General features: G+C 73.7%; 10 protein-coding genes. 8 read left to right on the top strand and 2 right to left on the bottom strand.

The annotated features are described in order from the left end of the window. The first annotated feature begins 87 nt into the window (after nucleotides 1–87). Nucleotides 88–14,106: an invasin domain 3-containing protein gene (locus tag BCAV_RS22755; RefSeq protein ID WP_015883267.1), complete on the top strand. Its 14,019-nt coding sequence runs from the start codon at nucleotides 88–90 to the stop codon at nucleotides 14,104–14,106. A 39-nt stretch (nucleotides 14,107–14,145) separates the two neighbouring features. Here BCAV_RS22755 and BCAV_RS14020 read toward each other — a convergent pair whose 3' ends face one another. Next, nucleotides 14,146–14,382, bottom strand: coding sequence for a PLDc N-terminal domain-containing protein (locus tag BCAV_RS14020; protein ID WP_015883266.1), 237 nt, complete (start codon nucleotides 14,380–14,382; stop codon nucleotides 14,146–14,148). 149 nt (nucleotides 14,383–14,531) lie between these two features. Here BCAV_RS14020 and BCAV_RS14015 point away from each other — a divergent pair, with 149 nt between their 5' ends. Further along, entirely contained in the window at nucleotides 14,532–15,911 is a 1,380-nt protein-coding gene (locus tag BCAV_RS14015) for a multidrug effflux MFS transporter (RefSeq protein WP_245528845.1), read from the top strand. Here BCAV_RS14015 and BCAV_RS14010 read toward each other — a convergent pair. After that, entirely contained in the window at nucleotides 15,872–17,107 is a 1,236-nt protein-coding gene (locus BCAV_RS14010) for an FAD-dependent oxidoreductase (RefSeq protein WP_015883264.1), read from the bottom strand. The genes BCAV_RS14015 and BCAV_RS14010 overlap by 40 nt on opposite strands. Before the next feature lie 87 nt (nucleotides 17,108–17,194). Here BCAV_RS14010 and BCAV_RS14005 point away from each other — a divergent pair, with 87 nt between their 5' ends. From BCAV_RS14005 to BCAV_RS13980, 6 genes are all read left to right on the top strand, one after another. After that, nucleotides 17,195–17,818, top strand: coding sequence for a TetR/AcrR family transcriptional regulator (locus BCAV_RS14005; RefSeq protein WP_015883263.1), 624 nt, complete (start codon nucleotides 17,195–17,197; stop codon nucleotides 17,816–17,818). 138 nt (nucleotides 17,819–17,956) lie between these two features. Next, a complete protein-coding gene (locus tag BCAV_RS14000; RefSeq protein ID WP_015883262.1) occupies nucleotides 17,957–18,712 on the top strand; it encodes an NUDIX hydrolase in 756 nt (251 codons plus the stop codon). Beyond that, on the top strand, nucleotides 18,712–19,989 hold the full coding sequence (gene nadA, locus BCAV_RS13995) for a quinolinate synthase NadA (RefSeq protein ID WP_015883261.1): 1,278 nt from the start codon (nucleotides 18,712–18,714) through the stop codon (nucleotides 19,987–19,989). The genes BCAV_RS14000 and nadA overlap by 1 nt, the downstream gene beginning before the upstream one ends. Further along, a complete protein-coding gene (nadB, locus tag BCAV_RS13990) occupies nucleotides 19,986–21,545 on the top strand; it encodes an L-aspartate oxidase (protein ID WP_015883260.1) in 1,560 nt (519 codons plus the stop codon). The genes nadA and nadB overlap by 4 nt, the downstream gene beginning before the upstream one ends. Further along, the gene (gene nadC, locus BCAV_RS13985) at nucleotides 21,539–22,396 is read left to right on the top strand and encodes a carboxylating nicotinate-nucleotide diphosphorylase (RefSeq protein WP_015883259.1); all 858 of its coding nucleotides are present in this window, start codon (nucleotides 21,539–21,541) and stop codon (nucleotides 22,394–22,396) included. Before nadB ends, nadC begins: the two co-directional genes overlap by 7 nt. Further along, nucleotides 22,393–23,559, top strand: coding sequence for a cysteine desulfurase family protein (locus tag BCAV_RS13980; RefSeq protein WP_015883258.1), 1,167 nt, complete (start codon nucleotides 22,393–22,395; stop codon nucleotides 23,557–23,559). Before nadC ends, BCAV_RS13980 begins: the two co-directional genes overlap by 4 nt. Nucleotides 23,560–23,561: the final 2 nt, after the last annotated feature.

Below are 23,561 nucleotides of genomic sequence, written 5' to 3'. Positions count from 1 at the left end.
TGCCCACCGGAAGGATGCGCCCGGGGGAGCTTGGCATCGGGGTGATCGTGTGCCCGCAGGCGGGTGCACACGAGGCGGGGTGGGCACATGTGGGGACTCATGCGGAACTCCGGCGCGCATGGGGATCGGGTCAGGCACGCCGAGCCGGGACGGCGACGGCGCGGCATCGCCGCCGCGGTGGCGATCGGGGCGCTGCTCGCGTCGGGCGTCGTCGCGTTGCAGGTCGTCCCGGCCGCAGCGGCCAGCCACACGTTCCTCGTCAACTCCCTCAGCCACCAGGGCGACGACGCCGCGCCCGGTGACGGCGTCTGCGAGACGGCCACCGGCCTGTGCACGCTGCGCGCCGCGCTGCAGGAGTCGAACGCGCTGCCGGCGGACGACACGGTCACGATCGCCCCGGCTGACGACGTGGACTCGGCGACACCAGGCGTCCAGCCCAGCGGCACCATCGTCGCCAGCGGCACCGGCGCGACGAACATGATGTACGTCGGGACGCTCACGCCGTGGGGCGACTCGGGCGCCTACTTCATGGCGACGGCCACCGTGACGTTCGACTTCCAGAACCGCCTCGGGATCGCCTCGCTCAACGACGCCGGCGGCGCGACGGCGATCTACCTCAACGGCCCGGACGTCGCCGTCCGCAACTTCTCGAACATCAAGAGCAACGAGACGGCGTTCGTGTTCGGACCGAGCGGTGACGGCGCCGTCGTCGAGAACGGCTCGTGCACCGACCCCGGCAGCATCAACCTCGAGCGCTGCTTCTGGCTGGCCGACGGCGCGGACGGCGTCACGATCCGCAACGTCGAGATGGGATCGACCTACTCGGGCGGCGGCTCGGCGATCCGCGTGGCCGCCGGCGCCACGATCAACGACCTGACGCTCGACCGCATCCGCATGTTCGACCCCGACACGGAGGCCTACTACGGCTTCCAGATGCAGGGCAGCGCGACGCTGAACGGCCTGACGATCACCGGTTCGACCTTCGAGGGCTTCCAGTCGGGCCGTTACCAGCTCGACCTCACCGGGGCGACGCTCACCGACGCGACGATCACCGGCAACACGTTCACCAGGATCAACAGCGCCGGGGCGACCAGCATCTATGTCAACCGGGCAGGCTCGGGCAACGTCATCGAGAGAAACACGCTCAGCAACACGGCAGCCCAGAACGCCAGCTACGGCGTCTACTTCGCGGGGATGGGCCTGACCGGAACCGCGAGCAGTGGCTGGACGGTCCAGGACAACTACTTCGACGGGCGGCGATCCTGGTCGGTATTCGTCGGTGCCGGCTCCGGCATCCTGCCCGTCCAGCGCAACACGTTCGGCCCGAACTCGTTCGGCGGCGGCACGCCCGCCAACGAGGACGACACGACGGCGCTGGTCTTCAACGAGGGCGTCAACTCGAACCAGAACATCCGCACCTGGTTCCCGACCGCCGTCGCACCTGGGGACCAGACGTGCACCCTGGACGTGACGGTGACGCCTCCGACCGCCGGCGTGGTCCCGGCGACGCCCGTGACGATCGACGTGTACTACACGCCGACGACGAAGGCCGAGGTCTACCTCGGCTCCCAGAGCGGTATCACCGCGGCCACCACCATCACCGTGCCGTACACCCTGGGCGCGGGGAACATCCGCGTCCAGACGACGGCTGCCACCGGCGCCACGTCCCAGTACTCCCGCGTGCTCGCTCAGCCGGAGGCGGACAGCTGCGGACCGTTCACCACCGTCGAGCAGGCCGCGAGCCAGGCCGACCCGACGTCCGTCCGCGACATCCACTTCACGGTGACGCTCTCCGAGACGGTGACCGCCGACCTCCTCCCGGCGGCCGTGAGCACCGAGGGATCGACCGCACCCGGCGCGCGGGTCACGAGCGTGACCCGCACGTCAGGCAGCTCCTTCGACGTCGTGGCCCGCGCGGACGGATCCGGCCTGGTGCAGCTCTCGCTGCCCGAGGGTGCGATCGCCGACGACGCCGCCAACCCGTCGCAGGCGTCGACCTCCACCGACAACGTCGTCCAGTACGTCTCACCGCTCACGCTCGCGCCGACGGAGCTCAGCGTCGAGGAGGGTGGGGCCACCGGCACCTACACGGTCACGAGCTCCTTGCCCGCGACGGCGCCGCTGACCATCGCGCCCACCGTGACGGACCCGGCGTGGGCGACACTCACGCCGTCGCCGCTCGTCGTCCCGACGACGGCGAGCTCCGGCGAGATCGTCGCCGCAGCCGTGGACGACTCGATCGTCAACGGCACGCGGACCACCACGATCACGCACCAGGTCACGTCCACCGACCCGAACTTCGACGGCCTGGTGCTGCCCGACGTCGCCCTCGAGGTGCTCGACAACGACCAGCCCGTCCCGACCGACTCGAGCCTGACGATCAGCTCGGGCACCCGGGTCGCGAACGGCGTGGAGTCGCACGCCGCGACGGCGACGGTGCGCAACGCCGCCGGCGGGCCGGTCGGCGGCCAGCTCGTGACGTTCCAGACGCCCTCGGCCGTGACCGCGTCCGCCGGCTCGTGCGTGACGGCGTCCGACGGCACGTGCTCCGTCACCTTGACGACGACGGTGGCGGCCGACCACGAGATCCGTGCGTTCCTCGAGGCGGGCGAGATCGGCGGGAGCCCGGCCACGGCGAGCTTCGTCGCTGGGCCGTGGGACCCCGCGACGACGACGATCACGTCGTCCCACGCGGAGCTCGTGGCCGACGGCGTGGGGTCGGCGGTCATCACGATCACCCTCGTCGACGCGTTCGGGAACCGCATCACGTCGAGCGGCGGGCCCGCGCTGTGGAACACCACCGGCGGCGGGACGCTCTCGGAGCAGGCCGACAACGGCGACGGCACCTACACGGCGCGCCTCACGGCGCCGACGACGGTCGGTGCGGCGCGTGTGAGCGCCAACATCGGCGGCCAGACCACCCAGTGGGTGCAGGTCAACTTCATCCCGGGTGAGGCGTCCCCTGGACAGTCGACGATCGAGGCGGACCCGACGTCGATCACGGCGGACGGCGTCAGCACCTCCACCGTCACCGTGACGCTCGTCGACGCGTACGGCAACCCGGTGACCGCCGGCGGCGACACCGTCGAGCTCGCGACGACGGCGGGGAGCCTGTCCGATGTCGCCGACAACGGCGACGGCACGTACACGGCCACGCTGACCTCGGCGACGACGGCGGGGCCCGCGACGGTGACGTACGTCCTCGACGGCGCGGCCGGCAGCACCACCGCCGTCGTCGAGTTCGTACCCGGCGCCGCCGATCCGGCGACCTCGGACATCGAGCCGTACCCCTCGTCGCTGACCGCCGACGGGGTCAGCCAGTCGTCGGTCATCGTCACGCTGCGCGACGCGGACGGGAACCCGCTCGCCACGGGCGGCGACGTCGTCGAGATGACCACCGACGTCGGCTCGATCGGCGCCGTCCGCGACAACGGTGACGGCACCTACACGGCCGTCTTCACCTCGCCGCGCTCGCCCGGGGTCGCCACGATCAGCTACACGGTGAACGGCGTAACGGGCACCGCCACGGCCACGATTACGTTGCTGGCCGGCGCACCCGACGCCGACTCCTCGCTCATCGCTGCCGACCCGACGAGCGTGGTGGCGAACGAGACCGACACGTCGACGATCACGGTGACGGTCCGCGACGCGCAGGGAACCGTGCTCACCGAGGGCGGCGCCGCCGTCGAGATCCTCACGGACCTCGGCACGCTCGGGCCGGTCACCGACAACCTCGACGGCACGTACACGGCGACGCTCACGGCCGGGACGACGACCGGCCCGGCGACCGTGACGTTCACCGTCAACGGCGCGACGAGCGCGAGCACGGCGACCGTTCTCCACACGCCCGGGCCGGCGGACGCCGGCGCGTCGACCATCGCCGCGGCCCCGACGAGCGTCACGGCCGACGGGACCGCGACGTCGCGCGTCACCGTCACGCTCCAGGACGCGTACGGCAACCCGCTCGAGGCGGGGGGCGACACGGTGACCGTGGCCACCGACCTCGGGGGGCTCGGCTCTGTCCTCGACAACGGCGACGGCACCTACACGGCGTTCCTCACCTCGGCGCTGGCGGGCACGGCGACCCTGACGTACACGGTGAACGGCGCGGCGGGCGCCGGCACGGCGACAGTCGACTTCGTCGCCGGAGCCGCCGACCCGGCCACCTCGACGATCGCCGCCGACCCCGAGAGCATCACCGCCGACGGCGTGAGCACGTCGACGATCACGGTGACGCTGCTCGACGCCGGCGGGAACCCGCTCACGGCTGGCGGCGACACGGTGACGATCGAGACCACGAACGGCACGATGTCTGACGTCACGGACAACGGGGACGGCACGTACACGGCGACGCTGACGTCGACCCCTGCCGTCGGGACGGCGACGGTGTCGTTCACGGTGAACGGCGCGGACGCCGCCGCCACGACGGACGTCGAGCTCGTCGCCGGTCCGCCCGCGGCGGGGCCGTCGGTCATCGAGGCGGACCCTGCGATGGTCGTCGCCGACGGTGAGTCGGCCGCCATCGCCACGGTGACGCTCTACGACGCGAACGGCAACCCGGTCACGAGTGGTGGTGCCGACGTCGTCATCGCCACGACGCTCGGCACGGTCGGCGAGGTCATCGACAACGGCGACGGCACCTACACGGCGTCGATCACCTCCACGACGACGGGGGAGGCCGTGCTGTCGTTCACGGTGGCCGGCGACGAGGGCGGCAACTCCACCGCCGTCGAGTTCGTGGCCGGTGCCGCGGACCCGGGCACCTCCACGATCGCCGCCGACCCGGAGAGCCTCACCGCCGACGGCGCGAGCACGTCGACGATCACCGTGCAGCTGGTCGACGCGAACGGCAACCCGCTCAGCTCCTCGGGCGGCACGGTGACGATGACGACCACGGCCGGCGAGCTGTCGGCCGTGACGGACAACGGCGACGGCACGTACACGGCCACCCTGACGTCGTCGACGGACGTCGAGACGGCGACCGTCTCGTTCACCGTCGCCGGCGCGGACGCCACCGCAACCGCCGCTGTCGCGTTCGTCGCGGGCCCGGCCGACCCGGCGTCGTCCACGATCACTGCCGATCCCGCCCAGATCGAGGCGGACGGGTCGTCGACGTCGACGGTCACCGTGACGCTGCTGGACGCGAACGGCAACCCGGTCGGCGCCTCGGGCGGCACGGTGGCCATGGCGACCGACGCCGGCACGCTCGGCGCCGTCGTGGACAACGGCGACGGCACGTACACCGCCACGCTGACCGCGCCGACGTCGACCGACCCGCCGGCTGCCACGATCACGTTCGCACTGGACGGCGTGGACGGCACGGCGACGGCGACCGTCGCGTTCGTGGCCGGCGTCCCGTCGACGACCACCTCGACGATCGAGGCCGACCCGATCGAGATCATCGCCGACGGGTCCTCGACCTCGACGGTCACCGTCACGCTCCTCGACGGCAACGGCAACCCCGTGACGGACGCCGGCGACGTCGTGACGATCGCGACCGACGCCGGCACGCTCGGCGCCGTGGCGGACAACGGCGACGGCACGTACACGGCGACGCTCACGTCGTCGACGAGCGCCGAGACCGCGACCGTCGAGTTCGCGATCGACGGTGCGGGCGCCTCCGCCACCGCCACCGTGGACTTCGTGGCGGGTCCCGCTGACCCCGCGACGTCGACCATCGAGGCGTCGCCCACGCAGATCACCGCCGACGGCGCGTCGACGTCGGCCATCACCGTGACGCTGCTCGACGCGAACGGCAACCCGGTCGGCGCCTCGGGCGGCACGGTGACGCTGGCGACGACGGCTGGCGCTCTCTCGGACGTCACGGACAACGGCGACGGCACGTGGACGGCGACGCTCACGTCGTCGACGGCGGTCGAGACGGCGACCGTCTCGTTCATGGTGAGCGGCGCGGACGCGGACGCGACGGCGACCGTGGAGTTCGTGGCGGGCGCTGCCGATCCCGAGGCGTCGACGATCGTGGCGGACCCGGCGTCGATCACGGCGGACGGCGTCTCGACGTCGACCGTGACGGTGACGTTGCTGGACGCCAACGGCAACCCGGTGACGGACGCCGGTGACGTGGTCGCGCTCGCGACGACGGCGGGCTCGCTGGGCGCGGTCACGGACAACGGCGACGGCACGTACACGGCCACGCTCACGTCGTCGACCACCGCGGAGACGGCGACCGTGTCCTTCACCGTGGACGGTGCCGCCGGCGCGGCGACCGCCGAGGTGGAGTTCGTGGCCGGCGCCGCCGACCCAGGGACGTCGACGATCGTCGCGGACCCGGCGTCGATCACGGCGGACGGGGTGTCGACGTCGACCGTGACGGTGACGTTGCTGGACGCCAACGGCAACCCGGTGACGGACGCCGGTGACGTGGTCGCGCTCGCGACGACGGCGGGCTCGCTGGGCGCGGTCACGGACAACGGCGACGGCACCTACACCGCCACCCTCACCTCGGGCGTCGAGCTCGACACCGCGACGATCTCGTTCACCGTGGACGGCGCCGCGGGCACCGCCACCGCCGAGGTGGAGTTCGTGGCGGGCGCCGCGGATCCGGGGACGTCGACGATCGTCGCGGACCCGACGTCGATCACGGCGGACGGGGTGTCGACGTCGACCGTCACGGTGACGCTGCTGGACGCCAACGGCAACCCGGTGACGGACGCCGGTGACGTGGTCGCGCTCGCGACGACGGCGGGCTCGCTCGGCGCCGTCACGGACAACGGCGACGGCACCTACACGGCGACGCTCACCTCGAGCACCACAGCGGGCACCGCGACGGTGACGTTCAGCGTGGACGGGGCGCCGGCGACCAACTCGAGCGCGACCGTCGAGTTCGTGGCGGGCGCGGCGGACCCCGGCCTGTCGACGATCGTCGCCGATCCGACGTCGATCACGGCGGACGGGGTGTCGACGTCGACCGTCACGGTGACGCTGCTGGACGCGAACGGGAACCCGCTCACGGCATCGGGTGGCGAGGTCGCGATGGCGGCGACGGCGGGCTCGCTCGGCTCGGTCACGGACAACGGGGACGGGACGTACACGGCGACGCTGACCTCGGCGACTGCCGCGGGCACGGCGACGCTGACGTTCACGCTCGACGGCGTCGACGGCACCGACACCGCCGACGTGGAGTTCACGGCGGGGGCGGCGGACCCGACGACGTCGATGATCGAGGCTGACCCGACATCGATCGTGGCCGACGGCGCGAGCACGTCGACGGTCACGGTGACGCTGCTGGACGCCAACGGGAACCCGGTGGGCGCCTCCGGCGGCGACGTCGTCGTGAGCACCGACGCGGGCACCGTGGGCGCCACGACCGACAACGGCGACGGGACGTACACGGCGACGCTCACGTCGTCGACCACGGCCGGCACGGCCACCCTGACGTTCACGCTGGACGGCGCGGGTGGGACGGACACGGCGACCGTCGAGCTGACGGCCGGTGCGGCCGACCCGGGGACGTCGACGATCGAGGCTGACCCGACGTCGATCGTGGCCGACGGCGCGAGCACGTCGACGGTCACGGTGACGCTGCTGGACGCCAACGGGAACCCGGTGGGGGCCTCCGGGGGCGACGTGGTCGTGAGCACCGACGCGGGCACCGTGGGCGCCACGACCGACAACGGCGACGGGACGTACACGGCGACGCTCACGTCGTCGACCACGGCCGGCACGGCCACCCTGACGTTCACGCTCGAGGGGACGTCGGGCACGGACACCGCGACAGTGGAGCTCACGGCCGGGCCGCCCGATCCCGGCCTGTCGACGATCGCTGCCGACCCCACCTCGATCACCGCCGACGGGACGTCCACGTCGACGATCACCGTGACGCTGCTCGACGCGAACGGCAACCCCGTGCCGAGCGGCGGGAACGCCGTCGTCGTCGCGACGAACCTCGGCACCGTCGGTGCCGTCACGGACAACGGCGACGGCACGTACACCGCGACGCTCACGTCGGCGACGGCGGCGGGGACCGCGACCGTCTCGTTCACGCTGGACGGCACGGCGGGGACGGACACGGCCGAGGTCGTGTTCGTCGCGGGTGCTCCCGACCCGGCGACGTCGACGATCGCCGCCGACCCGACGTCGATCACCGCGGACGGCGTCGCGACGTCGACGGTGACCGTGACGGCGGTAGACGCGAACGGGAACCCGGTGGGGGCGGGCGGCGCCGCCGTCGTCATCGCCGCGAGCGCGGGCACGATCTCCGGCGTCACCGACAACGGCGACGGGACCTACACCGCCGTCCTGACCTCCGCGACGGCAGCGGGCACCGCCACGCTCACGTTCACGCTGGACGGCACGGCCGGGACGGACACCGCCGAGGTCGCCTTCGTGGCGGGTGCCGCGGATCCCGCCACGTCCCAGATCGCGGCCGACCCGACGAGCATCGTGGCCGACGGCGTCTCGACATCGACCGTCACGGTGACGTTGCTGGACGCGAACGGCAATCCGCTCACCAGCGGTGGCGACGCCGTCACGATCGCGACCGACGTCGGAACGATCGGCGCGGTCACGGACAACGGCGACGGCACGTACACGGCGACGCTCACGTCGGCCACCTCGGCCGGCATGGCGACGCTGACGTTCACCGTCGGCGGGGCCGCCGCGGACGCGACGGCGTCAGTCGCGTTCGTCGCGGGTCCGGCGGACCCGGGCACCTCGACGATCGCCGCAGACCCGACGTCGATCACCGCCGACGGCGCCAGCACCTCGACCGTCACCGTCACGCTGCTCGACGCGAACGGGAACCCCGTGGGTGCCGGTGGCGCGGTCGTCGTCGTCAGCACGGACACCGGGGCAGTCTCCGGAGTGACGGACAACGGGGACGGCACGTACACGGCGACGCTCACGTCGGCGACGCAGGCCGGGACGGCGACGCTGTCCTTCACCGTGGACGGGGTGGACGCGGACGCGACGGCGACCGTCGAGTTCGTGGCTGGAGCCGCGGACCCGGGCACGTCGACGATCGAGGCTGACCCGACGTCGATCACCGCCGACGGCACCTCCACCTCGACCGTCACCGTCACGCTGCTGGACGCGAGCGGGAACCCCGTGGGCGCATCGGCCGGCACCGTCGTGGTGGCGACTGACGCCGGAACGGTCTCCGCCGTCACCGACAACGGCGACGGCACGTACACGGCGACGCTCACCGCCGCCACGACGGCCGGCACGGCGACGCTGACGTTCACGCTCGACGGCGTGGACGGGACCGACACGGCTGCCGTGGACTTCGTGGCCGGCGCGCCCGACCCGGGAGCGTCGACGATCGAGGCGGACCCGACGTCGATCACCGCCGACGGCGCGGCCACCTCGACGGTCACCGTCACGGTGCGGGACGCTCAGGGCAACCCGGTGCCGGGCGGCGGGAACGCCGTCGTCGTCACGACGAACCTCGGGTCGGTCGGCACGACCACCGACAACGGCGACGGCACGTACACCGCCATCCTGACGTCGGGCACAGCGGCCGGGACGGCGACGCTGACGTTCACGCTCGACGGCGTCGACGGTGCCGACACGGCTGCCGTGGACTTCGTGGCCGGTGCGGCGGATCCGGGCACGTCGACGATCGAGGCGGACCCGACGTCGATCGTGGCCGACGGCGCCAGCACCTCGACGGTGACGGTGACGTTGCTGGACGCGAACGGCAACCCGGTGGGCGCCTCGGCGGGGACGGTCGTCGTCGCGACGGATGCCGGCACCGTGTCCGGGGTCACGGACAACGGTGACGGCACCTACACCGCCATCCTGACGTCGGAGACAGCGGCCGGGACGGCGACGCTGACGTTCACGCTCGACGACGTCGACGGCGCCGACACGGCTGCCGTGGCCTTCGTGGCCGGTGCGGCGGATCCGGGCACGTCGACGATCGAGGCGGACCCGACGTCGATCGTGGCCGACGGCGCCAGCACCTCGACCGTCACGGTGACGCTGCTGGACGCGAACGGCAACCCCGTCGGTGCGGGGGGCGACGCCGTCACGCTGTCGAGCACGGCGGGCACGTTGTCAGGTGTGACGGACAACGGCGACGGCACGTACACGGCGACGCTCACGTCCGCGACGGCCGCGGGCACTGCGACGGTCAGCTTCACGGTCAACGACGCCGAAGCGGACGCGACGGCGGCCGTGCAGTTCGTGGCCGGCGCGGCGGATCCGGGCACGTCGACGATCGAGGCGGACCCGACGTCGATCGTGGCCGACGGCGCGTCCACGTCGACGGTGACGGTGACGCTGCTGGACGCGAACGGCAACCCGGTGACGGCGGGCGGCGACGACGTCGTCGTCAGCACCGACGCCGGCACGGTCTCCGCCGTCACGGACAACGGCGACGGCACGTACTCCGCCACCCTCACGTCCGCGACCACCGCCGGGACGGCGACGCTCACGTTCACCGTCAACGACGCCGCGGCGGACGCGACGGCGACCGTGCAGTTCGTGGCCGGCGCGGCGGATCCGGGCACGTCGACGATCGAGGCTGACCCGACGTCGATCACCGCCGACGGCGCCAGCACGTCCACGATCACCGTCACGCTGCAGGACAGCAACGGCAACCCGGTCGGGACCGGGGGCGACACGGTGACGATCGCGACCGACGCGGGCACGCTGGGCGTCGTCACGGACAACGGCGACGGTACCTATACCGCCACGTTCACGTCCGCGACCACGGCCGGGACCGCCACCGTCAGCTTCACCGTGAACGGTGCGGACGCCCCAGCGACAGCCGAGGTGCAGCTCACAGCGGGCGCCGCAGACCCGGCGACCTCGACGATCGAGGCGGCCCCGACCACGATCGTCGCCGACGGCACGAGCACGTCGGCGGTCACCGTGACGCTGCTGGACGCCAACGGCAACCCCGTCGGCGCGTCCGGGGGCGCCGTCGTCGTCGCCACCGACGCCGGGACGATCAGCGGCACCGTCGACAACGGCGACGGCACCTACACGGCGACGCTCACCTCGGCGACGGCCGTGGGGACGGCGACGCTCACGTTCACGCTCGACGGTGCGGCCGGGGCGGACACCGCGAGCGTCGAGTTCACGGCAGACGCCGCCGACCCGGCCACCTCGACGATCGCCGCCGACCCGACGAGCATCCCGGCTGACGGCGCGAGCACGTCGACGATCACGGTCACGCTGCTGGACGCGAACGGCAACCCCGTCGGTGCGGGGGGCGACGCCGTCACGCTGTCGAGCACGGCTGGCACGTTGTCAGGTGTGACGGACAACGGTGACGGCACGTACACGGCCACGCTCACGTCCGCGACGGCGGCGGGCACCGCGACGGTGAGCTTCACGGTGAACGGTGCCGGCGCCGACGCGACGGCGGAGGTGACGTTCACGGCCGGTGCCGCGGACCCGGCCACCTCGACGATCGCCGCCGACCCCGCGAGCATCGTGGCCGACGGCGTCAGCACGTCGACGATCACCGTCACGCTCCGCGACGTGAACGGCAACCCGGTGACGGACGCAGGCGACGTCGTCGCCCTCGCCACCACGCTCGGCACGCTCGGCGCCGTCACGGCGGGCGGCGACGGGACGTACACGGCCCTGCTGACCTCGGGCACCGCCGCCGGTACGGCCACTGTCTCGTTCACGATCGACGGCGTGGCGGGCGAGAGCACCGCGGCGGTGACGTTCACCGCCGGCGCCGCGGACCCAGGCTCCTCGACGATCGCCGCCGACCCCGCGAGCATCGTGGCCGACGGCGTCTCGACGTCGACGGTCACGGTGCAGCTGGTGGACTCGAACGGCAACCCGCTCACGGATTCCGGCGGCACCGTCGTCATCGGGACGGACGCGGGTGTGCTCACGGCGACGACCGACAACGGCGACGGCACGTACACGGCGACCCTCACATCGTCGACCGACGCCGGGACCGCCACGCTGACGTTCACGGTGAACGGTGCCGCGAGCTCGAGCACGGCGAGCGTGGCGTTCACCGCCGGCGCGCCCGATCCCGCGACGTCCACGATCACCGCTGACCCCACGCAGATCACCGCCGACGGCGTCAGCACGTCGACCGTCACGCTCACGCTGCTGGACGCGAACGGCAACCCCGTCGGCGCGTCCGGTGGCACGGTGACCATGAGCACCGACGCCGGTGCCCTCGGCCCGGTGAGCGACAACGGCGACGGCACCTACACCGCCGTCCTCACGTCGCCGACGTCGACCGACCCGCCGGCCGCGATCATCACGTTCGCGCTGAACGGCACGCCGGGGACCGCGACGGCCACCGTCGCGTTCGTCGCGGGCGTGCCGTCGACGACGACGTCCGAGATCGCCGCCGACCCGGCGAGCATCACCGCCGACGGCGTCTCCACGTCGACGGTCACGGTGACCCTGCGGGACGGCAACGGCAACCCCGTGACGGACGCCGGCGACGTCGTCACCCTCACGACGACGCTGGGCGTCCTCGGCGGCGTGACGAACAACGGCGACGGCACCTATACGGCGACCCTCACGTCGGCGACGACGGTGGGCACGGCGACGGTCAGCTTCGCGATCGGCGGCGCCGGCGCCTCGGCCACGGCCGAGGTCGACTTCGTGCCCGGCCCGGCGGACCCCGGCACGTCGAAGATCGTCGCCTCGCCGACGCAGATCGTGGCCGACGGCGTGAGTACCTCAGCCGTGACGGTGACGCTGCTGGATGCGAACGGCAACCCGGTCGGTGCCGGCGGGTCGACCGTGACGATGGCGACGAGCGCGGGCACGCTCGGCACCGTGACGGACAACGGCGACGGCACGTACACGGCGACCTTGACGTCGGCGACGAGCGTCGGGACGGCGACCGTCTCGTTCGCTGTCGGCGGCGCAGCCGGTGCGGCGACGGCGAGCGTCGAGTTCGTCGTCGGCGTGCCGGACCCGAGCACCTCGACGATCGCGGCCGCGCCCGCGACCATCGAGTCGGACGGGACGACGTCGTCGACGGTCACCGTGACGCTGGTTGACGCGAACGGGAACCCTGTGCCGGGCGGCGGCGACGACGTCACGATCACGACGTCGCTCGGGACGCTGTCAGCCGTGGCGGACAACGGCGACGGCACGTACACCGCCACCCTGACAGCCACGCAGATCGGCACGGCCGTGCTCACGTTCACCGTGAACGGCGCCAACGGGACGACGACGGCACAGGTCGCCGTCGTGGACACCACGCCGCCCGCTCCGCCGGTCATCACCGCACCGTCCGACGGGGCCAGCGTGCGTCCGGACGTGCTCGTCGAGGGCACGGGGGAGCCCGGCGCGACGGTCACGGTGACGGACGGCGGCGGCACGGTCGTCTGCACGGCTGCCGTGGACGCGACAGGGGCCTGGTCGTGTACGCCGTCGAGTCCGCTGCCGGTCGGTGAGACGACCCTCGTCGCAGCCCAGACCGACCCCTCGGACAACACGAGCGAACCGTCGGCGCCGGTCACCGTGACCGTCGACGACACTGCGCCTGCACCCCCGCAGCTCGACCCGACCAACGGCGCCGAGGTGACCGGCGTCTCCGAGCCGGGCACGACGGTGACGATCCGCGACTCGGGCGGGAACGTCGTGTGTGTGACGACGGCGGACGCGGGCGGTCGGTTCGTGTGCGTGCCCGCCGAGCGGATCCCGACGGGCACGCTCCTGTCCGCGACAGCCACCGACGAGGCCGGGAACACCTCGGAGCCGGGCTTCGTCCGCGTCGGCGGGGCATCGGTGACGCTCGAGCTGAGCGTGGCCGAGGCGGGTGACGTGCAGATCGCCTACGGGAGGGGCTTCCTGCCGGGGGAGTCGGTGTCCGGGCTCCTCGAGTCCGACCCTGTCGACCTGGGCACGCTGACCGCCGACGAGAACGGCGCTGTGACGTTCACCGTGACTCTTCCCGCCGACATCGACCCGGGCACGCACCGCGTGACGCTCACGGGGGATGCCAGCGGGGAGGTCTGGGCCGAGTTCGAGGTCCCCGCGCAGGTGCCGCCGCCCGGGCCGGGTCCGGCGCCAGGGCCGGGGCCGGGCTGGCCGGGGCTCCCGGGCACGGGCATCGGGGTCCTGCCGAGCGTCGGCGCCGTCCTGCTGCTCCTCGGGCTCGGTGCGGGGCTCCTCGGCGTCAGCCGCCGTCGTCGGGGCGCCTGAGCTCGAGGTCAGTCCGCTCTGGCCTGGGGGGCAGAATCCTCAACGCCGGCCGCGGCTCGCGGCGGCGCGAGGTGTCGACCGGCCGCCGAGGAGCCACGCCGCGGCGCCCAGCACGGGCACAACCACGATGAGCACGGCCCACAGGAGGCGCACGCCCGGCGTCAGCGTGCGGTCCGCGCCCAGGCTCAGGAGCGCCCACACGGCGAGGCCGAGCACGACCACGGCGGCACCCGACCACACCAGGTCGTAGGCCGCCGGCACGAACGTGTTGGGCACGCGGACCTCCTCGAAGCGCGGACCACCCATCCCACCACGCGGTCCGTGGCCAGCGCCAGGGGGAGATCTTGTGCACGCCGGGCGAAGGGACGACGAACCCGCTCGAATCGATTCGACAACGGCGCCGCCGGCCGCGAGAATTGTTGCCCGTGCCCCTCCCTGTCCTGAACCGGCGATCTGCCGGTCGCCGCCACGCGCCGTCCACGCCGCACGTCACCACACCCGGCGAGGCGACCGGCGTCGCCGAGCCCGCTGCCGCCGTCGACCCGGCTGCCGCCGTCGACCCCGCGCAGACAGCTGAGCGCCGTGCGCGAGTGCGACACGAGCGCGTGAGCCCGAAGTTCGTTCTCCTGCTCGGAGCCATGTCCGGCCTCGGCGCCGTCACCATCGACATGTATCTCCCGTCGATGCCGGACGTCGCGACCGACCTCGGCGTCACCACCGCCTCGGCGCAGCTCACGATCTCGGCGGTCCTCGTGGGCGGCGCGATCGGCCAGCTCCTCGTCGGCCCGATGTCCGACCGCTTCGGCCGCCGCGCGCCGGTCCTCGTGGGCATCGGACTCCACGTCGTGGCGTCGCTGCTGTGCCTCGTCGCCCCCGGCCTCTGGCCGCTCGTCGTGCTGCGCGTCATCCAGGGCGTGGGCAACGCGAGCGCCCAGGTGGTCGCGATGGCCGTCATCCGTGACCGCTTCACCGGCGGCACGGCGTCGGCGATCCTGTCCCGCCTCATGCTCGTGATCGGCGTCGCACCGCTCCTTGCCCCGACGGTGGGCGGGGCCATCGCCGGCGTCGCGGGCTGGCGTGCCGTCTTCGCCGTGCTGGCGGGCCTCGGCCTGCTGCTCATGCTCGCCGTCTGGAAGTTCCTGCCCGAGACCCTGCCCACCGAGCGGCGCCGCACGGACGGTCTGCGCGGTGCCCTGCGCTCCTACGGCGTGCTCGTGCGGGACCGGCACTTCCTCGTCCTCGCGATCCTGCCCGGCCTTGCGATGGCCGCCCTCATGGCCTACGTCGCGGGCTCGCCGTTCATCCTCCGCGAGGGCTACGGGCTCTCCGAGAACCAGTTCGCGCTCCTCTTCGCGGCCGGCGGCATCGGCCTCGTGGCGGCGGCGCAGGTCAACGCGGCGATCGTCCGGCGGTTCGCGCCGATCCGGATCATCCGGCTCGCTCTGCCCGCCAGCCTCCTCGCCTGCGTCGCGCTGCTCGTCGTCGCGCTCACCGGGGCGGGCGGCATCGTGGGGCTGGTGATCCCGCTGTGGGCGGTCATCGCGATCAACGGATTCGTCCCCCCGAACGCGTCGGCCATCGCCCTGAGCCGGCACGGGGAGCGAGCCGGGGCCGCTGCCGCGACGATCGGCGCCGTGCAGGCGGCCGTCGCCGCCACCGCGAGCCCGATCGTCGGGGTGCTCGGCGGCGACGCCGTCGCGATGGCGACGGTGATGGTCGGCTCCATCCTGCTCGCGCTCGTGGTCCTGGCGCTCGCGACGCCGGCCTATCGCCGCGGCGGCTGGGCCGAGGGCGCCGCCGCCTGAGGCTGTGGACTGGTCCGCAGCAGGCGCCGGATGGGCCGGATGGCCATCTCGAGCGGCATGAACCGGGCGGCGAGATCACGGACGACGGCGAACGCGCGACTTCGCCGGAACATCAGTCCCGCCAGCTGACGTGAGTTGTCCTGCGCCGCCTCGACCCGTGGGCGCTGAGCGCGCTCGTACGCCCGGAGCGCGTGCGGCACGTCGCCGGGTGACGTGTCGGCGAGCCGCCCGGCCAGTACCCAGGCCGACTCCATCGCCATGCCCGCGCCGATTCCCGCGGTCGGGAGGAACCCGGCGGCGGCGTCCCCGAGCAGCACGACCCGTCCCCGCGACCAGGCGGCCGTGCGGCAGTCGTCGAGACGCCAGAAGTACGGGTCGTGCTCCCGGGCCGTCACGTCGAGCACGTCCTCCAGTGCGGCGTCGACGCTCGGGAGGTGTCGCCGGACACGGTCCGTGAACACGCGCGGCCCGGCGCGAGTCTCGTCGCGCGGCCCGCACACGATGTAGCCCAGCCGGTCGGCCACCGGGTAGGACCCCACGAACGCTCCCGCTCCCCACAGCTCACGGCCCAGTTCGGCGTCGTGGACAGGGTCGGACCACGTCACCCAGCCGCCCCACCCGGTGTCGAACCGCGTCACCTCGCCCGGCTCCAGCACGAGGTCGCGCGTCGTCGAGTGCAGGCCGTCCGCCACGACGACGACGTCGAACTCACCGGTCCGCGGACCGTCGCCCGAGTCGATGGTGACGACGGCGGCGCGCTCGGTCTGCGTGATCGCGCTCACCGTGGCGCGGTGCGTGATCGCCCCGCCGGGGGAGTGGAGCACGCGCAGCAGGCTGGCGCGGCTGAGCCCGCGGTTGTCGCCGAACTCGGCGAGGAGCTTCGTCATGCCGTATTCGCGGAGCCTGCGCCCGCGGCTGCTCAGGATCTCGTAGCGCCGCAGCGGGGTGCTTGCCGCGCGATAGGTCTCTGCGACGCCGAGCGCGGCGATCACGGGGTCGACCAGCGGCATGAGCGCCAGCATGTAGCCGCTCCCGGCGTCCGGCCCGGCTCGTTCGACGAGCACAGGATGCACCCCGTGGGCGCGGAGCAGCTGAGCCACTGTCGAGCCGGCGACGCCGGCGCCGACGACCAGCACGCGCAGGGCGTCGTGCCGTGCGGCGTCCAGCTGGTCCTGGACAGAGCTCTCGGCGAGCATGATGACCTCCTCGGTGTGGACTGCACGGTCCACACAACGTAGCACCGCCGTGGACCGGGTGGTCCACGGCGGTGGTAGCGTGCCCTCGTGGCATCTCGGGAGGTCGGCGTCCTGCCCGCGGATCGGCGCGCCCTGCTGCTCGCGACGGCGGCTCGCGAGTTCGCCGCGGCGGGGTACGAGCGGGCCTCGCTCAACCGGATCATCGCCGAGTGCCGGATGAGCAAGAGCTCCTTCTACCACTACGTCGACGGCAAGGAGGCACTGTTCGACGCCGTCGTCGACGAGGTCGGCCGGGCGCTCGCCGTGGACCTGGCCGTTCCCGATCCGAGGGGGCTGACCCGCGGCGACTTCTGGGAACGCGTGGGCGAGCTCGTCGAGCGGATCGACCGGCTCGGGCAGCAGGAGGGCTCGTACCTCGCCCTCGCGCAGCTCTTCCACCTGCCCGACGCGCCGGCGTCGCCGGCTCTCGTGCGCACGCGTGCCGCGATGGCCGCCTGGCTCGACGGCGCGCTGGCCGCCGGGCGCGCTGCCGGCGCCGTCCGCGACGACCTGCCGCCGGACCTGCAGGCGCGCCTCGCGTTCGCGGTGCTGCAGGCGATGGACTCCTGGTCCGTCGCGCACTCCGATGCGCTCGGTAGGGCGGAGCGGGAGCGGCTCGTCGTCGCCCAGGTCGACGCGCTGCGCCGCCTGCTCGGGGCGGATCCCGCCTGAGAACTCGCGCACTCGGCGGGTCGCCGGCGCGGAGACAGGTCGGGGGTGTGACGCCTCTCACACCCCCTTAGGGTTGAGTCGACTCTAAGGTCCGGCATAAGGTCACGTTCACCTTTACTCGACGGACGAGGTGGACGAGTGGACGTGGTGGCTGACGACCCGGGTGCCGACGCGCGCACGAGCCGCGCCGCGCCGTCGTCGTCGGCCGACGACGTCGAGCTGGCCGTCTCGAGCGTGATCCTCGCGCTGCTGCCGCACCCGGAGACCGGGCTCGCGACGCCGTGGCTGCCGCTCGTGCGCCGCATCCGCCAGCCGCAGGAAGGGATGTGGGCGCTCCCCGGTGGCCCGCTGCGCCCCGACGAGGACCTCGGGACGTCGGCCCGCCGCACCCTCGAGCGGACGACGGGCCTCACGCCGCGCTACCTCGAGCAGCTCTACGCGTTCGGCGGGCTCGACCGCTCCCCGGGTGCGCGCGTGGTGTCGATCGTCTACTGGGCGCTGGTGCGACCGGACGAGGCGGCTCTCGCCGTCGACGGTGAGAACGTCGAGTGGTTCGTGGCGGCGGAGCTGCCCGAGCTCGCGTTCGACCACGCCGAGATCGTCGACTACGCGCTGCAGCGGCTCCGCGCGAAGCTCGGGTACTCGCAGATCGCGCACGCCTTCCTGCCGGACGAGTTCACGCTCGCACAGCTGCGCGAGGTCTACGAGGCCGTGCTGGCGAGGCAGGTCGACCCCGCCAACTTCCGCCGCCAGATGCTCGCCTCGGACGTGCTCGAGCCGACCGGCCGGCGCGTCGAGGGCACGAGCCACCGCCCGCCCAGCCTGTACCGCTACTCAGGCGACGCCGCACAGGGCCGCCGCAACCTCCTCACCCCGCGAGAGAAGAGCGTGTGATGACCTCCGTCAACGACCTCGTCGTCGCCCGACCCGCCGAGACGTGCGACACCGACCTGGCCGAAGGGCCGTGGGTGTTCGACACCGTCCCCGGCTACGGGCCGGGATCGTCCGAGCTCGACGTCATCCCCGAGCCGGTGATCCGGCCGGGCCAGCTGCCGCCCGCGTACCAGCGGATGGATGAGGCGGAGCTGCACGCCCGGATCGCCGCCGCGAAGGAGACGCTGGGGGAGCGCCTGGTGATCCTCGGGCACTTCTACCAGCGCGACGAGGTCGTGCGGTACGCCGACTTCGTGGGCGACTCCTTCCAGCTCGCGAACGCCGCCCTGACGCGTCCCGACGCCGAGACGATCGTGTTCTGCGGCGTGCACTTCATGGCGGAGACGGCCGACATCCTCGCGCGCGAGGAGCAGCGGGTCATCCTGCCGAACCTCGCGGCCGGCTGCTCGATGGCGGACATGGCGGACGAGGCCTCGGTCGAGGCCTGCTGGGAACAGCTCGTCGCGCGGTTCGGCACCGAGCCGGATGCCGACGGGCGCGTGCCGGTCATCCCGGTCACGTACATGAACTCCTCGGCGGCGCTCAAGGCGTTCTGCGGGCGCAACGGCGGGATCGTGTGCACGTCGTCGAACGCGCGGACCGTGCTGGAGTGGGCGTTCGAGCGCGGGCAGCGGGTCCTGTTCTTCCCGGACCAGCACCTCGGTCGCAACACGGCCAAGGCGATGGGCGTCCCGCTCGAGGAGATGCCGATGTGGAACCCCCGCAAGGAGCTCGGCGGCAACAGCCCGGAGCAGCTCGACGACGCGCGCGTCATCCTGTGGCACGGGTTCTGCTCCGTGCACAAGCGCTTCACGACGGCGCAGATCGACGCCGCGCGCGAGGAGCACCCAGGCGTGCGCGTCATCGTGCACCCGGAGTGCCCCATGCCCGTGGTCGACGCCGCCGACGAGACCGGTTCGACCGACTACATCCGGCGCGCCGTCGCCGAGGCGGCGCCCGGCTCCGTGCTCGCGATCGGCACCGAGATCAACCTCGTCAACCGGCTGGCCGCGGAGCACCCGGACAAGACCGTGTTCTGCCTCGACCCCGTGATCTGCCCGTGCTCGACGATGTACCGCATCCACCCCGGCTACCTCGCATGGGTGCTCGACGGGCTCGTCGAGGGCGAGGTCCGCAACGAGATCACCGTGGACGAGCATGTCGCGCGCGACGCGCGGGTGGCGCTCGAGCGCATGCTCGCCGCACTCCCGCAGCCGCTGACCGGGGCACGCGCATGAGGGTCGTCGTCGTCGGCGGCGGGATCGCCGGCCTGGTCGCGGCGCTCGAGGCGAGCGCGACGCACGACGTCACGCTGCTCACCAAGGCCGACCTCGGTGTCAGCGCGACGGCCCACGCGCAGGGCGGCGTCGCCGTCGCCGGCCCGGCGCCGGACAGCGTCGCGGCACACGTCGCGGACACCGTCGCCGCCGGCGCCGGTCTGGTGGACGCGGCGGCCGCGCAGGCGTTGTGCGCCGGCGGTCCCGACGCGATCGTCGGCCTCCGGCGTCGCGGCGTCGTGTTCGACGGCGTTCCCGGCACCGCCGGCGAGGTGCTCGCACGCGGCCTCGAGGCCGCGCACAGCCACGCCCGCATCCTGCACGCGGGCGGTGACGCGACCGGCGCGGAGATCTCGCGGGCGCTCGTCGCGGAGCTCCGCCGCAGCGACGTGACGGTGCTGGAGCGCACGACCGTCACCGACCTCGTGTCGGCCGACGGCGTCGTCGTCGGCGTGCGACTGCTCGGGGGCACGGAGCTGGCCGCGGACGCCGTCGTCCTCGCGACGGGCGGCGCCGGGCAGCTCTACCCGCACACGACGAACCCGGGCGTGGCGACGGGCGACGGCGTCGCGATCGCCCTGCGCGCCGGTGCCGCCGTGGCGGACCTGGAGTTCTACCAGTTCCACCCGACGGCGCTCGCCGGGCCCGGCAGCTTCCTCGTCTCGGAGGCCGTCCGCGGCGAGGGTGCTGTGCTGCTCGACGCTCGCGGCCGCCGCTTCATGCTCGAGGTGCACCCGGACGCGGAGCTGGCGCCCCGCGACGTCGTGGCGCGGGCGATCGCCGCCGTCGCCGCCGCGCAGGGCGAGCCGGTCCGGCTCGACGCCACGGCGCTCGGCGCGGACTTCCTCGCGCGCCGGTTCCCCACGATCGTCGCCGCGTGCGCCGCGCGCGGCCTCGACCTCGCGCGCGATCCGGTGCCCGTGACGCCGGCGGCGCACTACTGGATGGGCGGCGTCCGCACGGACGTCGACGGGCGCACGTCCCTGCCGGGGCTGTGGGCCGTGGGCGAGGTCGCCTGCACGGGCGTGCACGGGGCGAACCGGCTGGCGTCGAACTCGCTGCTGGAGGGCGCGGTGTTCGCCCGCCGGGCGGTGCGCTCGCTGACTCGGCCCGCCGCACGGGAGGCGGGCGGCCCGGCGTGGTCGGCGCCGTCGCCGATCGTCCTCGACGACGCCGCCGACGCCGCACCGTTCGCGCGTGACGAGCTGCACACGCTCATGTGGGCGCACGCCGGGCTGCAGCGCGACGCGGAGGGCCTCGCCCTGGCGGCGACGGCGCTCGCGGGCCTCGCGACGCCGGACGCGGTGGACAGCGCGTCCGCCGAGGACCGCAACCTGCTCACGTGCGCCCGCGCGCTCGTGGCGGCCGCCCAGGAGCGGACCGCGTCCGTCGGAGCTCACCACCGCACGGACTCGCTGCCCGCGCTCGACCCACCGCGGCACAGCGTGGTCGCGGGCACACCGCGCCGGGTCCTCGTGGGGGCGGCCGCCGGGGGACGCGACGGTGCCGCATGCTGACGCGCGCGCAGATCGAGCGGGTCGTCGGTGCCGCTCTCGAGGAGGACGCGCCGTGGGGCGACCTGACGTCGGAGAGCCTCGTGCCCGCGGACGCCGTCGCGCACGCCGCGCTCGTGGCGCGCGAGCCGGGGGTCATGGCGGGAGCCGAGGTGTTCGCGGTCGCGATGACGGCGCCGGCGCTCGGCGGGGACGTCGTCGTCACCGCACAGGTGGCCGACGGCGCCGCGTTCGGTCCGGGGGACGTGCTCGCCGAGGTGCGCGGCCCGGCGCGCGCGGTGCTCCGGGCGGAGCGGGTCGCGCTCAACCTCCTCCAGCGGATGTGCGGGATCGCGACGCTCACGCGCCGCTACGTCGACGCCGTCGCCGGCACAGCCGCGCGCGTGACCGACACGCGCAAGACGACGCCCGGACTGCGCGCCCTGGAGCGGCACGCCGTGCGCTGCGGCGGCGGGCACAACCACCGCTTCTCGCTCTCGGACGCCGTGCTCGCGAAGGACAACCACCTGGCGCTGGCCGGCGACATCACCGCCGTGCTCGTCCGGGCCCGTGCGGCGCTGCCGCACACGACGCACATCGAGGTCGAGGTGGACAGGCTCGACCAGATCGAGCCGGTGCTCGCGTCCGGCGTCGTCGGCACGGTCATGCTCGACAACTTCTCGCTCGAGGACCTGCGCGCCGGCGTCGCCCTGATCGCGGGCCGTGCGCTCGTGGAGGCCAGCGGCGGGATCACCCTGGAGGACGTCGCCGCCGTCGCGGCCACCGGCGTCGACCTGGTCTCGGTCGGTGCGCTCACGCACAGCGCGCGGGCCCTCGACCTGGGCCTCGACATCCGAGCGAGGAGGGACCCGTGAGCATCTACCTGGACGAGGCGGCGACGACGCCGTTGCGGCGCGACGTCCTCGAGGCCATGTGGCCGTACCTCGGGCCGTCCTACGGCAACCCCTCCAGCCACCACGAGGTGGGCGCGGCCGCCCGGCGCGGGCTCGAGGAGGCGCGCGCGGACGTCGCGGCGGTGCTGGGCGCGCGCCCGGACGAGGTCACGTTCACCTCGGGCGGGACCGAGGCCGACAACGCCGCGGTCAAAGGGATCGCGCTCGCGGCGCCCCGGGGCCGGCACGTGGTCGTGTCCGCCGTCGAGCACCCGGCTGTGCTGGAGTCCGCGGCGTTCCTCGGCCGGCTCGGCTACGCCGTCGACGTCCTCGACGTCGACCGCGACGGGCGCGTCGACCCGGGCGTCCTCGAGGCGGCGCTCCGGGCGGACACCACGATCGTCAGCGTGCAGCACGCGAACAACGAGGTGGGCACGATCCAGCCGGTCGCCGAGCTGGCCGCACTGGCCGCCCGCGTCGGCGCCCTGTTCCACAGCGACGCCGTGCAGGCGGCCGGGTGGCTCGACCTCGACGTCGAGACGCTGGGCGTCGACGCCCTCAGCCTGTCCGGTCACAAGCTCGGCGCACCCAAGGGCGTCGGGGTGCTGTGGACCCGGCGCGGCGTCCCGCTCGAGCCGCTCCTGCACGGCGGCGGGCAGGAGAGCGGGCGGCGCTCCGGCACGGAGAACGTCGCTGCCGCCGTCGGGATGGCGGCGGCCGTGAGGTTCGCTGCCGACGCCCGCACGCTGCCGGACGACGACGGCGCGTCCGACGCCGCCGTCGTCGCGCGGCGCGACGCATTCGTTGCGCGCGTGCTCGACGGCGTCCCGGGCGCCGCGCTCACCGGGCACGCCACGCTCCGTCTCCCGGGTCACGCGTCGTTCGTCTTCGCGGCCGCGAGCGGCGAGGCGGTGCTGCTGGAGCTCGAGGAGCGCGGGATCACGTGCTCGTCCGGTTCCGCATGCGCGGCGGGCAGCGACGAGCCGTCGCCGGTTCTCACGGCGATGGGCTACGACGCCGCGCTCGCCCGGACCGCCGTGCGGTTCACGTTCGGGCGGACCCGCGGCGCCGAGGACCTCACCGCGGCGGCAGACGCCGTGGTCGACGCCGTCGCGCGGCTCGGGCGGCTCGCCGGTCGCGTCTGAGG

This window comes from Beutenbergia cavernae DSM 12333 (genome assembly GCF_000023105.1).
Taxonomy (GTDB): Bacteria; Actinomycetota; Actinomycetes; order Actinomycetales; family Beutenbergiaceae; genus Beutenbergia; species Beutenbergia cavernae.
Note: the sequence above shows the minus strand (reverse complement) of the source record. Positions and strands in the feature narration are given on the sequence as shown.